11 protein-coding genes are annotated in these 14,451 nt (G+C 63.7%); 6 read left to right on the plus strand and 5 right to left on the minus strand.

Annotation, left to right across the window (positions count from 1 at the left end; translation table 11 throughout):
• Nucleotides 1-32 precede the first annotated feature (32 nt).
• Together NKI18_RS23685 and NKI18_RS23690 are read left to right on the plus strand one after the other, a co-directional pair.
• The gene (locus tag NKI18_RS23685; RefSeq protein ID WP_352619552.1) at nt 33-1,109 is read left to right on the plus strand and encodes an LLM class flavin-dependent oxidoreductase; all 1,077 of its coding nucleotides are present in this window, start codon (nt 33-35) and stop codon (nt 1,107-1,109) included.
• Between the two features lie 68 nt (nt 1,110-1,177).
• On the plus strand, nt 1,178-2,038 hold the full coding sequence (locus tag NKI18_RS23690; RefSeq protein ID WP_352619553.1) for an NADPH-dependent oxidoreductase: 861 nt from the start codon (nt 1,178-1,180) through the stop codon (nt 2,036-2,038).
• A gap of 31 nt (nt 2,039-2,069) precedes the next feature.
• Here the strand turns inward: NKI18_RS23690 and gcvA are convergent, their stop codons facing one another.
• Nucleotides 2,070-3,080 carry a transcriptional regulator GcvA gene (gene gcvA, locus NKI18_RS23695; RefSeq protein WP_352619554.1) on the minus strand — a complete coding sequence of 337 codons (1,011 nt, stop codon included), beginning with the start codon at nt 3,078-3,080 and terminating at the stop codon, nt 2,070-2,072.
• Nucleotides 3,081-3,422: 342 nt separating this feature from the next.
• Here gcvA and NKI18_RS23700 point away from each other — a divergent pair, with 342 nt between their 5' ends.
• Nucleotides 3,423-5,018 carry an ABC transporter substrate-binding protein gene (locus NKI18_RS23700; protein WP_353020708.1) on the plus strand — a complete coding sequence of 532 codons (1,596 nt, stop codon included), beginning with the start codon at nt 3,423-3,425 and terminating at the stop codon, nt 5,016-5,018.
• A gap of 94 nt (nt 5,019-5,112) precedes the next feature.
• Complete coding sequence (locus tag NKI18_RS23705; RefSeq protein ID WP_352619556.1) at nt 5,113-6,708, plus strand: ABC transporter substrate-binding protein; 1,596 nt, start codon at nt 5,113-5,115, stop codon at nt 6,706-6,708.
• Nucleotides 6,709-6,792: 84 nt separating this feature from the next.
• Here the strand turns inward: NKI18_RS23705 and NKI18_RS23710 are convergent, their stop codons facing one another.
• Nucleotides 6,793-8,235 carry an FAD/NAD(P)-binding protein gene (locus NKI18_RS23710; protein ID WP_352619557.1) on the minus strand — a complete coding sequence of 481 codons (1,443 nt, stop codon included), beginning with the start codon at nt 8,233-8,235 and terminating at the stop codon, nt 6,793-6,795.
• A 184-nt stretch (nt 8,236-8,419) separates the two neighbouring features.
• Between NKI18_RS23710 and NKI18_RS23715 the strand changes: the two genes are divergently transcribed.
• Nucleotides 8,420-9,778 (plus strand): LLM class flavin-dependent oxidoreductase, encoded by a 1,359-nt coding sequence (locus NKI18_RS23715; RefSeq protein WP_352619558.1) that lies wholly within the window; start codon nt 8,420-8,422, stop codon nt 9,776-9,778.
• Entirely contained in the window at nt 9,775-10,866 is a 1,092-nt protein-coding gene (locus NKI18_RS23720) for a rhodanese-like domain-containing protein (RefSeq protein WP_353020714.1), read from the plus strand. Before NKI18_RS23715 ends, NKI18_RS23720 begins: the two co-directional genes overlap by 4 nt.
• Nucleotides 10,867-10,901: 35 nt before the next feature.
• Here NKI18_RS23720 and NKI18_RS23725 read toward each other — a convergent pair whose 3' ends face one another.
• The 3 genes from NKI18_RS23725 to NKI18_RS23735 are packed head-to-tail and all read right to left on the minus strand — an operon-like array spanning nt 10,902 to nt 14,443.
• Entirely contained in the window at nt 10,902-12,164 is a 1,263-nt protein-coding gene (locus NKI18_RS23725; RefSeq protein WP_352619560.1) for an FAD-dependent oxidoreductase, read from the minus strand.
• A 5-nt stretch (nt 12,165-12,169) separates the two neighbouring features.
• Nucleotides 12,170-13,390 carry an acyl-CoA dehydrogenase family protein gene (locus NKI18_RS23730; protein WP_352619561.1) on the minus strand — a complete coding sequence of 407 codons (1,221 nt, stop codon included), beginning with the start codon at nt 13,388-13,390 and terminating at the stop codon, nt 12,170-12,172.
• Between the two features lie 15 nt (nt 13,391-13,405).
• On the minus strand, nt 13,406-14,443 hold the full coding sequence (locus tag NKI18_RS23735; RefSeq protein ID WP_352619562.1) for an ABC transporter substrate-binding protein: 1,038 nt from the start codon (nt 14,441-14,443) through the stop codon (nt 13,406-13,408).
• Nucleotides 14,444-14,451 lie beyond the last annotated feature (8 nt).

Consider the following 14,451-nt stretch of genomic DNA (forward strand, 5'->3'; position numbering starts at 1 on the left):
ACCTCATGCCCGGCCAAAATACAGGCCCGACAATGAGCGCTGATACCGAATTTCTTTGGTACATCCCGAACCAGGTCGATCCCGGTCACCGCGGCGAGCCGGCCGTCGAGGACCACAACAGCCTGGAGACGCTGACCAGCCACGCGAAGGCGCTTGAGGAACACGGCTGGAAGGGCGCGCTGATCGGTACCGGCTGGGGTCGGCCCGACACTTTTACTGTCGCGGCCTCCCTCGCCGCGCGGACCACCTCCTTCGAGCCGCTCATCGCGATCCGCCCGGGGTACTGGCGGCCGGCGCACTTCGCATCCGCCGTAGCCACGCTCGACCAGCTGACCGCCGGTCGCGTGCGTATCAACATAGTGTCAGGCAAGGACAACCTCGCTGCGTATGGCGACAGCGAAGGTGACCAGATACATCGCTATGCCCGTACCAGAGAGTTCATGCGCCTGGTTCGCAGACTTTGGACTGAAGAGAACGTGACCTTTGCGGGCGAGCACTTCCAGGTCACTGGCTCTACCGTGATGCCCCGCATCCATGTCCGTGGCGATCGTCGCCATCCCAAGCTCTACTTCGGCGGCGCGTCGGAGGCGGCGGAGCGGGTGTCGGCCAGCGAGGCGGATGTCCAGCTCTTCTGGGGCGAGCCGCTCGACGGCGTCCGGGAGCGGATCGAGCGGCTCAAAGCCTTGAGCAGGGAACTCGACCGAGACCTCCCGCCTCTGGAGTTCGGGTTGCGGGTCACCACGCTGGTCCGCGACACCGCTAGGCAGGCCTGGGCGGACGCAGAAGCGAAGGTCGACGAGATGGCCAAGGGCCAGGGAGCCGGCTGGAACGATCACGGTCGGGCGGTAGCGGTGGGCCAGCAGCGTCTGCTCGATCTGCACGCGCGTGGCGAGGTGCTGGACGACAATCTCTATACTGCGCCGGGCAAATATGGCGGCGGCGGCGCTGGCACCACCTGGCTGGTCGGCTCGGCCGCCGACGTCGCCCGCTCGCTCGGCAGATACCGGGATCTGGGCATCACACATTTCGTGCTCTCGGACACGCCGTATCTTTCCGAGATCAAGCGGCAGGGCGATCAGTTGCTTCCGCTTTTGCGCAACGGGGCCTAAGCCGCGCTTCTTGAATGACCTGGGGTCGTCAGAACACCGAATAAGCCAGATTGCCAGTAGGGAAGACGATGTCACAGCCGGCCGCCTTCAGCATCCGCCCTTCCGACGCCGACCTGCGTGGTGAAGCGGCGCTACGGCGGCGTTATCGAGCGCCGGAAAGCGCGCATACCGGAAACGGGAACGAAGCCCTCGAGGCGATCCTTTCGCATCGCTCGGTCCGCAATTATCTCGCCAAGCCTCTGCCCGAAGGGACGCTGGAACTGATCGTCGCCGCCGCCCAGTCGGCGCCGACTTCTTCCAATCTCCAGGCGTGGAGCGTCATCGCAGTCGAGGATCCGGCGCGCAAGGCGCGGCTTGCCGGACTGGCGGCGATCAATCGCCATATCGAGCAGGCGCCGCTGCTGCTGGTCTGGCTGGCCGACCTGTCGCGGCTGCGTGCCATTGCCGAGGCAAACGGCCGGGTGGGCGAGGGGCTAGACTATCAGGAGAGCTTTCTGCTGGCCGTGATCGACGCCGCACTTGCCGCACAGAACGCCGTGGTGGCGACCGATGCGCTCGGGCTCGGCTCCTGCTACATCGGCGCGATGCGCAATCATCCGCAGGAGGTGGCGCGCGAACTCGGCCTCCCGCCGGAAACCGTTGCGGTGTTCGGCCTGACCGTCGGCTATCCCGATCTCCTGGCTGCGACTGACATCAAACCCAGACTGCCGCAGGCTGTGGTGCTGCACCGCGAGCGCTATCGATCAGAGCCCGATCCGGACGATCTTGCAGCCTACAACCAGAGGCTTCGTTCATTCCAGCAGGAGCAGGCGATGCCTGTGGTGGACTGGACAGAGTTGGTTTCGAACCGCATCGGCAGCAAAGCAGCGCTGAAAGGCCGTGATCGCCTGGGCGAAGTGCTGAAGGCCCTGGGCTTCAAGCTCAAATAGGCGTGCGCCTGCTCGCGAGACCGCGGCGAGGCTATTCGGCCGCGATAATGGCGATGCGCGCCGGAAGCGCCGCCGGCGGTGGGAAGTCGAGAGCGCCGAGCTGGCGCGCCTCGGCCTTCAGCCAGCCATGAAAGCGCTCGACCGTCTCCAGCTTCGCCTTGTGCGGCGTCGTCGCAAAATAATAGGAAAACTCGACCGGCTGCGGCGAGCCGAACGGACTGACCAGCCGCCCCGCGGCGAGGTCAGGCTCGGCCAGCCGGAATTTGCCGAGACCGATGCCCTTGCCGGCCACAGCCGCGTCGAGCACCAGTGACGATTGGCTAAGCCGTATACCGCCCTCGACAAAGCGGCCAGACAGGCCGTTGGATCTCAGCCAGCCCTTCCAGTCAGGGCAGCTTGGATCGCGTTCCGGACCGTCCTCATGCAGGATCGGTGCGTCACGCAGCCCCTCCGGCCCGCGATAGAGACCGTGCATGCGAGCAAATTCCGGGCTGCAGACGGGCAGCACCGCTTCCGAAAAAAGCCGTTCCGTCAGCAGGCCGCTATAGGCGCCCGACCCGTAGCGGATGACGCAGTCGACGTCTTCGCTGGCAAAGTCGGCAAGCCTGGTCGATGCGTCGACCAGCACTTCTAGGCCGGGTGCCGCGTCGCGCAGTGCGTCGAGGCGCGGGATCAGCCATTTGCTGGCGAAGGAAGGCGCGACCGACACCTTGATCGGCGCATCCTCCTCGTCGCCGGAAATGCGCGCGACCGACTCGACAACGACGTCGAAAGCCTCGGTGAGGCCGGGCATCAGCGCCTGGCCGGCCGACGTCAGCAGAAGCTCGCCGCGGTTGCGATGGAACAGCGGTTGACCGAGGTGATCCTCGAGCAGGCGGATCTGCTGGCCGATGGCGGCAGGCGTCACATGGAGTTCTTCGGCCGCCCGCGTAAAGCTCAGGTGGCGGGCGGTTGCGACAAAAGCGCGAAGCGATGTCAGCGGCGGAAGCCTCGCCAGCGTCGGCCGCAGCCTCCTTGATTTTGCGCGATTGAGATCGACCATGGAGCGCATTCAACACGTTCAGGCCGGGCGCGACGAGGGCGGGCTTTGCGCCAAAGTGCCCGGTGGAAAACTTCGTTTGCCGCAGCGTCGCGGCAGCGGGAACGGAAATCTAAAAAATCGTAATGTCTACAATTCTTGTAGAAATAAGATCGGAGCGCTGATTTGGGTGTCGAGCAGCTTTGCCAGATCCTGTAATGAAACGGTCGTGCGAAGCGGTGCTTTCGGCAGACGATAGAAAATCATTCTTCCGGTTTTGCGGCGTGGCAGAGATCATCGCGTCGAGGCGCCGGAGTGTGTTCGGCCGCCGGATGCCATCGAAGCCGTTTTCCGGAGCTCAAGGCCATGTCTGTCAATCGTCGTCATTTCAACCAGCTGCTGTTGCTTGGCGGTGCGAGCTTCGCATTGCCCGGGGTTTCTTTCGCTGCCGAAGGAACGCCGGTCCAGGGTGGCACGCTCAACTGGGCCTACTATCCCGACCCCACGTCGCTGATTGCAATCAACACCTCGTCGGGCACCGGCCAGGCGATCGGTCCCAAGGTGAATGAAGGTCTGCTTGATTTCGCCTATGACCTCAGCCCGAAACCGCTGCTGGCGACGGAGTGGTCGATCAGCGATGACGGCCTGCGCTACACCTTCAAGCTGCGCGAGGGCGTCAAATGGCATGACGGCAAGGACTTCACGTCGGAAGACGTTGCCTTCACCATCTTCCGGCTGAAGGAGGCGCATCCGCGCGGCCGCATCACCTACCAAAACGTGACCGCGGTCGAGACGCCCGATCCGCATACTGCTATCATCGTGCTGTCGAAGCCGGCGCCCTATCTGATCACGGCACTGAGCAGCTCGGAATCACCGATTGTGCCGAAGCACGTCTACGAAACGTTCAAGCCGGCGGAACAGCCCAAGCTGGAACAGACGATCGGCACCGGCCCCTTCGTGCTCAAGGAATGGGTGCCCGGCAGCCATCTGATCTTCGACCGCAACCCGGACTATTGGGATGCGCCAAGACCCTATCTCGACCGTATCGTGCTGCACGTCATCCTAGACCCGGCAGCACGCTCAGCGGCCCTTGAGACCGGCGAGATCGATATCGGTGCCAATCCTGTGCCGCTGGCCGACATCGAACGGCTGAAGGCAAACCCCGCTTTGGTCGTCGACACCAACACCTACGCCTATTCCGGCCCGCAGCAGCAATTGTTCTTCAACTACGAAAACGAAATCCTGACCAAGCGCGACGTGCGCCTGGCCATCGCCCACGCGATAGACCTGCAGAAGCTGGTCGACATTGCGCTCTACGGCTATGCCCAGGTATCGCCAAGCCCAATCAGCACCGCCCTGCCCAAATGGTACGACCCGAGCATCAAGGCGCGTGAGCCCGATCCCAAGCTGGCGGCGAAACTGCTCGACGATGCCGGTTATCCGCGCGGCGCCGACGGCAAGCGCTTCAAGCTTCGGCTCGCCTACAACGCGTTCCTGCCGGCGTCCTATGCCGATTTCATCAAGCAGTCGCTGGCAGCGGTCGGCATCGATGCGGAGATCCTGAAGCTCGATCTGTCGACGTTCCTGAAGACCGTCTACACCGACCGCGCCTGGGATCTGGTCGTCGAATCGCTGTCGAACACCTTCGATCCAACGCTCGGCGTCCAGCGCGCCTACTGGTCGAAGAACTTCAAGATCGGCCTCGTCTTCTCCAACGCCAGCCACTATGCAAATCCCGAGGTTGACCAGATCCTCGAAGCCGCCGCGATCGAGCCCGACGAGACCAAGCGACGCGAGCTCTGGTACAAATTCCAGCACATCATCCATGACGACGTGGTGTCGGTTGATCTGGTCGCTGCCGGCGCCCAGATCGTCGCCAACAAGAAGGTCCGGGATTTTGCGCCCGGCGCGCAAGGCATCAACAACAGCTTCGCGCAGATCTGGCTCGCGCCAACCGCCTAGGTGTTTGGATTCCCTTGGCTGGGATCGGTTGTGGAGACACCGATCCCGACTTCTCTCCCATGAAAGACAATCGCGCAAACGCGGAGTACCGACCATGACCATCAACCGTCGCCTGTTCAATCAGTTCCTGCTGCTGGCCGGCGCGAGTACCGCGCTTCCCGCCGGGGCCTTCGCGCAAGAGGCAAAGCCGGTGGCCGGCGGCACGCTCAACTTCGTCTACTATCCCGAGCCCAACCAGATCGTTTCCATCAACACCAGCGCCGGCGGACCGGCCACCATCGGCCCGAAGATTTTCGACGGGCTACTCGCCTACGACTACGACCTCAATCCAAGGCCGCAACTGGCCACCGAATGGTCGATCAGCGACGACGGGCTCGAATATATCTTCAAGCTGCGCCAGGGGGTGAAATTCAGCGACGGCAATGATTTGACATCGCAGGACGTGGCCTTTTCGATCTCGCGGCTGCGCGAAGCCCATCCGCGCGGGCGCATCACCTTCCAGAATGTCACCGACATCGACACGTCCGACCCGCACGTGGTGAAAATCAAATTGTCGAAACCGTCCGCCGCGCTGATCTCGGGCCTGGCCGCGACGGAATCACCCGTCGTGCCCAAGCATATCTACGAGAAGCTGAAGCCGGCCGACGATCCGTCTTTCGAGCAGATCATCGGCAGCGGACCATTCGTGCTGAAGGAATGGGTGAAGGGCAGCCACATCATCGTTGAAAAGAACCCGACCTATTGGGATGCGCCCAAACCCTATCTCGACCGGATCATTTTCCGCTTCATCACCGATCCCGGCGCGCGCGCCGCGGCATTGGAAACGGGCGAGGTCGACATCGGCCCAAACCCGGTGGCGTTTGCCGATCTGGAGCGGTTCAAGGCGCTGCCGCAATTCGTCGTCGATAGCACGGTCTTCGCCTATAGCGGCCCGCTGCACCAGCTGATCATCAACCTCGAAAACCCGATCCTGAAGGAGAAGAAGGTCCGTCAGGCAATCGCGCATGCGATCGACCTCGACGCGGTCAACGCCATCGTGTTTTACGGCTATGGGCAGGTGTCGCCGACGCCGATCAGCGTCGTCAACAAGAAGTATTTCGACCCCGATGTGAAAGCCGCGACCGTCGATACGGCGCTGTCGGAGAAACTGCTCGACGAGGCCGGCTTCAAGCGGGGAGCGGACGGCATCCGCTTCAAACTCAGGCTCACCAACAACCCGTATAACCCGTGGGGCTATGCCGACTTCCTCAAGCAGGCCTTGGCGAAGATCGGCATCGACGCCGAGATCCAGAAATTCGACTTCGGCACCTATGTCAAAACCATCTACACCGACCGGAGGTGGGACCTGTCGACAGAATCCTGCGGCAATATCTTCGATCCGAGTGCCGGCGCGCAGCGGCTCTACTGGTCGAAGAACATCAAGATCGGGCTGCCGTTCTCAAACGGGGCGCACTATGAAAACCCGGAGGTCGACCGGCTGCTGGAAGCCGCTTCCGTTGAACTCGACGAGGCCAAGCGCAAGCAGCTCTTCTTCAAGTTCCAGGAGATCATCGCCGACGAGTTGCCGATCATCAATCTGATTGCGCCGCCGACCATCATCATCGCCCGCAAAACCGTCAAGAACTACGCACCGGGTGCCGAAGGCCTGTCGGCCAGTTTCGCCGACGCCTATATCGATCCGAACGCCTGACCCTGCAGGGCAATCGGAATGAGAAAGGGCTGCATCTCGATGCGGCCCCTTTTTGTGTTTCTGTCGCCTTGATGTGCAGCATGCTCAGGCCAGAGCACGCAGCCTTGGGCTGGCCTTGACCAGAAGGTCGGCAAGGGCGATGGCCTGAGCCAGCTGTTCGCCGATGGAACTCGATTCCCAGGCAACGCCGCGCAGCGGATGGCCGACGGCAAACAGATTGCCGTGGGTCCTGCCGTTACGGGAAATTACCTGACCTTCGCGCGTGGCATCGATGCCGAAGCTGGTCGCATGCGGCCTAACGATGCCGTTCTCGAGCAGGCTTTGGACGAATGGATCGGCGATCCGCCGCCAGTCGTGCTCCTGATGGCCGCGGCAGTTGACGACACCATCGAAACGCAGGCGTTCGACCGCGCCGCTATCGCGCCAGCGGATCTCGGCGGCAATGCCGTCGGCTTCCGGATTGAGCGCCAGCACCCGTCCCGCTCCACCCGTCCAACGGCCTTGGCTTCGCGCCAGTGCCACGCGCTCAAAGCTCGGTGGCGCCGCGCGGTGCGCGGTGACATCCCAGAAGGCGCGCAGATGGCGTGCGAACTTCAAGCGCTCCCTGTCGGTGGCGCCTTGCCACAAGGCCAGGATCCACGGCCGGATCGTCAGTGGCAGCCCTTGCCAGTCCAGGCCGGTGGCCTCGATTGCCCGGCGTTCGGCCTTGACCAGTGCGAGAAGCGCCCTGGTGGTTTTCGGTAGCGGACGACCGGCGATGAAGTCGCGCCACGCTTCCGTGTTGCGTCGAGGTTCGACGATCTGTCCCCGGCGCGACACCACGCGATAGCTGCCCTTGAAGCCGCGCGCTTCCATGCTGGCAACGACGTCGACCATGCTGAGACTCGAGCCTATCAGCAGCAACTGCTTGCTGCCGGCGAACCGGTCGAGCGCCGCCGGATCCCAGGGATTGGCGACATAGCGGGGATGGCTGACGATGGCTGCTTCCGTGGCGGATGGCTCGCTCTGGAACACTCCGGTTGCCAGCACCGCCTCATCGGCCAGCAGTTGCTGGCCATCGCTGGTGCCGACGCAGACGCCCGATGGACCGGTCAGCATGTCGATGGCGGATGACTTGATGTGGCGCAGCGAGGAACGCCCGTCTGCTTCTCTGATCGCTCTCGTCAGTTCCGACTGGACATAACTGCCGAACAGCCAACGCGGCGGGCTGGAGTCCGGGACATCCTCGGGCGGCATCCAGCCGTGGTCCGGCCCGTTCGCCAACAGCCAGCGAACGAGGTGATCGGGATCGTCTGGATGCAGCGAGAAGATGCGCGCCGCGCCGTTGACGAGGTGGTGCGGATCGCAGGTGCTGTAGGCAACGCCGCGACCAAGCTGGGTCCGGCGCTCGATAATCGTGATCGCCAGAGGCTCGGTCGAACGATCGAACAGCTTGATCGCAGTGACGGCGCCGGCAAAGCCGCCGCCCACAATGATGATTGAGCGAGGGGAAATGATCGAATGCCGGGAGGAGTGGGTACGAAGCATCTAGAACCTTTGCGACGCCGGCGGTCCATGGCTCTAGCCCATCACCTCGGCGCCGACCATCGTGCTTTCCCGTAACCCGATGTCAAAAAACAATAATTGCCAGCTGGCGAAAGGCATTCTTTCGCTCAGCGGGTTTGGCAGGCGCTAGATAGGAACGCCCTTGCGACCAGCCCGAGAACCGCTGATGACTGAAGATCGAAAGATAAGGCTAGGCGCCTTCGTCCGCGGACCTGGGCATCATGTCGCCGCTTGGCGGCATCCCGATGTGCCCGCCAATCCGGGCCTGAGCTTTCAGCACTACGCGGACGCCGCGCGCACCGCCGAGCGTGGCCTGTTCGACATGGTCTTCCTTGCCGACAGCCTCAGCGCGCGCAATGGCGAGCAGCCGATCGAGACCTTCGAGCGCACCGGCCATGTCGTGCATTTCGAGCCGCTGACGCTTTTGTCGGCGCTCCAGACCATCACGCAAGGGATCGGGCTCGTTGCGACCGCCTCGACCACCTATTGGGAGCCGTTCCACTTGGCGCGGCTGTTCGCTTCGATCGATCATCTCAGCGGCGGCAGGACAGGCTGGAATGTCGTCACCTCAGCCGATGCGCCGGCGGCGGCGAATTTCAGCCTCGACCAGCATCCCGTTCATGCCGACCGTTACGCCCGCGCCGAGGAATTCGTCGCTGTCGCGCAGAAGCTTTGGGACAGCTGGGACGACGATGCCTTCGTCGCCGACAAGGCTTCGGGGATCGCCATCGACCGGCGCGGCATCCACGCCCCGAACCATGCCGGCCGGCATTTCCGCGTCAAGGGACCGCTCAACGTCGCTCGCCCACCGCAGGGCCATCCCGTCATCGTCCAGGCGGGCTCGTCCGATGCCGGCCAGCACTTGGCGGCGCGGACGGCGGAGGTGGTTTTCACCGCCCACCCGACCATCGAATCGGCGCGCGGCTTTTACGGCGAACTGAAAGGCCGGCTGGGCTCGTTTGGCCGCTCCGCCGACAGCTTGAAGATCATGCCCGGTGTCTTCCCGGTCGTCGCGCCGACACGCACGGAGGCCGAGGGCAAGTTCGATGCGATCCAGCGCCTGGTCGATCCTGTGGTTGGTGTGGCGCTGGTTTCAGGATTGCTCGGCGGTGTCGATCTTTCCGGCCATTCACTCGACGGACCGTTGCCGGAACTGGGCAGTTCCGATGCCGTGAAGAGCCGCCTGAAAGTCGTTTCCGAATTGGCCGCGAGCCGGAACCTGACCATCCGCCAATTGTATCTCGCCGTTGCCGGCGCGCGCGACCATTTCCAGATCGTCGGCACGCCAAAGGATGTGGCCGACATGATGGAGGAGTGGTTCGCCGGTGGCGCGGCGGACGGCTTCAACGTCATGCCGCCGATCCTGCCGACGGGCCTCACCGATTTTGTCGACCTCGTCATTCCGGAGCTGCAGCGGCGGCGTCTGTTCCGGACTGCTTACGAAGGCGGGACGTTGCGCGAGAACCTCGGCCTTGCGCGTCCGATCCGTGGCGCCGCTGAACAGCAAGAGAGGAAAGCATCATGAGCGACAGGACGATCGATTCGAAAATGTTTCGCCAATGGCTGGCGGATGGCGAAGAACTGGCGGTGCTAGACATTCGCGACAGCGCGACTGTCGGATACGCATCGCCGCTGTTCGCCACCAACCTGCCCGCGGCTCAGGTCGAGGCCGAGATCGACCGCTTCATCCCGCGCAAATCGGTGCGCACCGTGCTGGCGGACGACGGCAGCGGCGTTGCCGAGCAACTTGTCGAACGACTGGTGGGGTATGGCCGTACCCAGCTGTTTTCGCTGAACGGTGGAATTCCGGAATGGACGCAAAGCGGCGTTGAAGGCCTGCCGACCTTCGATACGCCGGGCGTCGATTTTTCGCTGGCGATCCGCGACGAGAAGGGGACCCCGGTCGTCAGCGTTGAAGAGCTCGCGGTGCTCAGAGGCCGAGGCGCCGACGTGGTGGTGCTCGACAGCCGCACGGTGGCGGAGTTCGAAAAGGACCATGTGCCGGGCGCCATCAGCGTGCCGGGCGCCGAGCTGGAGCTGCGCTTCGCCGACCTAGTGCCGTCACCGGAGACGCAGGTTGTCGTCTCCTGCGCCGGCCTGCCGCGCGCCATCATCGGGGCGCAGACGCTGATCGATGCCGGCGTGCCTAACCGGGTCGCCTATCTGCACGACGGCACCAAGGCATGGCGCGAGGCCGGTCTTGCACTCGAAACCGGCAAGACCGCAATCTATGGTCCGGCAAGCGAGGATGCCAAGCGTTTCGCCGGGAAGCACATTGCAAAGCTTGCCGAAGGCGACAGCTTTCCCCGCATCGATGCGGCCACGGCCGCGAACTGGGCGAAGGACGAAAAGCGGACGACCTACCTGCTTGACGTGCGCACGCCCGACGAGTTCGCCGAAGCGCATATTCCGGGGTCGATCGCGTCTGAGGGCGGGCAGTTGCTCGGTATCGCCTATCGCACCATCGCCGTGCGCGGCGCGCGCGTCGTGCTGATCGACGATCTGCTCGGTGTCCGCGCGGCGACGACGGCGCATTGGCTGCAGCGGCGCGGCTTCGAGATCGCGATCCTCTTGTATGACTTCCAGTCGGCCAGCCTGGTGGAAGCGGCGTAGGGCAGGAGCACTGTCAGGCGATTTTTTCGGGGCCACTATTCGGCGGCTTCCGATTGGCGGCGACGGCCCGCCAGCACGTTCTTCTGCATCGCCGTCAGCGAAGACCGCACGGCTTTGGCGCCGTGCTCCAGCATCTTGGCCTCATACTCCGACAGCGCCTGGAGAAGCGGCTTGTCGCTGCGTTTGGCGGCCATCAGCTCCGGCACCAGCAGCCCGGCGTCGTAGATCGCGGTGTTGCCGCCAAGCGCGCGAAAATAGGTCATGGCGTGGATGGCATCGCCAAGCAACGTCACCGGTTTCGTCGGCCAGGGATCGACAGGTTCGGAGCTGTGGACATGAAGCAGCGCCACCGTCGATGGGTCGGTGTAGCGGATGAGGTTGAGGATTTCCGGGTGCCAGTGGGCGATCTTCGAGATCAGCAGGTCAATCAGTTCTGAACCGGAGAGCTTTGCCAGCGCGTCGTCCGTGGCAAGTTCGTCCTTTTCATAGGCGGTGTTCCACCAGACATAGCTGGTGGTGTTGTTGAAATGGAAACCGGAAAAATCCTTGTGGGTGGCGTCGTCCAGCCCGATCAGTCCATGCTTTCGGAATGCGTCGGCATTGACCCTGTGGCTGGTGACCATAAGCCCATGACCTTCGGTTGGCCTGACGCCGGCATTGTAGTCGAGTAGCAGCGGCGAGATCTGGTGAAGGGCTGCGGCATGCAGCGTCATCTTGCCGGCCAGGCGCCTGACGCCGGTGTCGAAGCTTCGCGCATGCGGCACCAGTTGCTGGCGCACGCGCGAGCGGGCGCCGTCGGCTCCGACCAGCACATCGGCATGGATTGCCGAACCGTCCTCGAAATGCGCGACGACCGAACCATCCGGCTGCTCGTCGTAGCGTGAAAAGACCTTGCCATAGCGCACGATGCCGTCGAGGCCAGAGAGCAGCACCTGGCGCAGCGTGATACGGCTTACCGATTTTTCGATATGCGTGTCGTCGGCCTCGCCCAGCGCGTTGCCGCCGCCCCAGGCATCCTCGCCCAGGATCTTGAAATTCTCGTCCAGCAGGATGTTGCGATCCGGCGCCTGGCCGAGCGTGGCGACCAAAGCGTCGTAGAGTTCCGGCGGCAAATTGGCGATCAGCGAATCGATGCCGCGCTGGCGGATGCGCAGACGAAAACCCTGGACATAGTCGGTGCGGGCGCGGTCCTTCTCGAAGACCGCGACACTGATGCCGTTCTTCTTCAGGCCTTGCGCCAGTGTCAGGCCGCCGGGGCCTCCGCCGATGATGGCGACTTCGACATGTTCTGTTGTCATGGCGCTCAACCGACCGCCGCGAGCTTGGGCTTGCCAGCGGCAATAGCCGGTGTCTCGGCCAGCTGCCGGGCGGTATGGCGGCTGAGCGTCGCCTTGGCGGCGATCGTGCGGATCATGTGGTTCTGCGGTGCGTGGGAACGGGCGGTCAGCGCATCACGGTGGTGGCGCTCAAGCTGGAAATCTCTGTTAAGGCCTGGATTGCCGGCAAGCTCCAGCGCCAGCGAGGTGACGGCAACGGCATTGTCGATGACGACATGCCTGACCGTCATGCCGTCGGTGCCCACAGGCCGGCCGGCGTCGACATCTTCGGCGAGCGAACGCAGCAGCCGCGTGCTGCTCGCAAGCCTGACCTCGATCTCACCGAGCCCTGCCTGGATGTGCGGCACGGTCGACAGCGGCGCACCAAGACTTGCCGGCGCGTGCGTGCTGACAAAGGAGACAAGCCGGTCACGGGCAGCACGGGCGGCACCGTGGTAGACAGCGCCGATCAGCGAAAAGAAGAACGCCGTCGCGCCTTCCTCGCGCCTCAGCGGCTCGGATGCCGGCTGCGCCTCGGTGATGTCTTCGGCAGGCACCGCGACATTGTCCAGAATGACATCGTCGCTGGCGGTGGCCCGCATGCCGGCCGCGTTCCATGTCCTTTCGACGCGCAATCCCGGCGCATTGGTCGGCACCAGAAACGAGACAAGGCGCGGCTGCGGCTCGTCGGTCAGCGCCAGCAAGTTCACCCATTTCAAAATGGGAATGCCGGTGACGTAGTTCTTGTGGCCGGATATCCGCCAGACATTGCCGTCGCGCCGGGCAATGGTTTCGGGCGGCTTGCCGTGGGCGGGCGAGCTGATCCCCGGCTCGGCCTGCGCGGCGTTGATCAAAGCAGGGCCAAGACGGCCTGCCTCGACAATCCGCTGAACCAGATGGCGCGGCCATTTTCCGGATTTCCGCAGCGCATACTGGCTGTTGTAATGCATGGCCAGCACAAGCGCCGTCGACGGCTCGCCGCGGCCGATCTCGGCGATCACCGCCTGGGCTTCCGTCAGCCCGCCACTGAGGCCGCCATGCTCGCGCGCTGTGACCAGGCCAAGCAGACCGGCCTGGTGAAGCCGGCCGAAATTGGCAAACGGAAATTCCCCGGTCGCGTCGTGATGTGCGGCGGTCAGCGCGAAGTCGTCGGCCAGGCCGGCCACTCTGTCGAGGAGTTGCGGAAACTCGGGAATGGTCGAGGTCATGAAGCTAGCTTTCTCTCAGGCGGCGGCGCGAATATTCACCAGATCGAGCGGCCGGCGATCGACCCAGGCCTCGACGTCGAAATCGCTGGCAAGGAAACCCCAGTCGCGCAGGAAATTCTTGTAGTGGGTGACCGCTGCGATGAGTTCAGGCTGCAGGCCGAGGCCGAGATGTTTGTGGACATCCGGGCCGTTGGCCGCCAGCACCTGTTCCTCGGTGGCGCCGGATTCGCGGGCGACGAAGCGGCGCGTCTCGTCCGGATGTGCCTCGGCCCAGGCACTGGCGTGCAGGATCACCTCGATCAGCCGTGCGACCAGATCGGGGCGCTCTCCGGCCAGCAAATCGTCGACGGTCAAAACGCGCGGCGAACCGGAATTGATGCGGATGTTCGGGTCGGGGTGGAAGCCGAATTCGGCGACCTGGATGGCGCCGATCAGATTGGCGACATTGATGCCGGCCGTGCCTTTGACATAGATGGCGTCGACCTCGCCACGGATCAGGGCTGCTGCCTCCTCGCCATAGGCCTGCTTGCGCTTGAGCCCGAACAGCGATGGTCCCTCCTGGCTGTCGAGCACGCTGTCGGCCAGCGCGATGTCGACGATCTCGACATCGTCATGGCTGAGCCTTTCAAGCGAAAGCGCCGAGACCAGTCCCTTCAACGCCGTCGCCCGCATGAAATCGACAATGCCTTCGGGGCGCCGGGCGATGCCGAAGCGGCGGCCTTTCAGGTCCTGGGTTGTTCTGATGCCGGTGCTGGGCAAGGTGATGATAGCCTGGAACTCGTCGGTCCAGGTGATGCCGACGAGACGTGTCTTGCGCCCTTCGGACCGCGCACGGATCGGCGGCACGTTGCCGCCGTGGCGGAACGACCAGTCGAGCGTGTGGTTGAAATGGCTCTGGCGGATATCGCGGTTGGGTGAATCTGTGATCGACTTCAATTCGATCCCCTCCTTGCGAAAGGTCTCGTCGAGAAGCCCGAGCTGTGCGGCGAGCCCGACAGGCGTCGGCACCGGGCAGCGTGTGTACCAGATTTCGGAGATCCCAGTCGCGGTCATGATGGCTC

It is taken from the genome of Mesorhizobium sp. M0800 (assembly GCF_040320095.1).
Classification (GTDB): Bacteria; Pseudomonadota; Alphaproteobacteria; order Rhizobiales; family Rhizobiaceae; genus Mesorhizobium.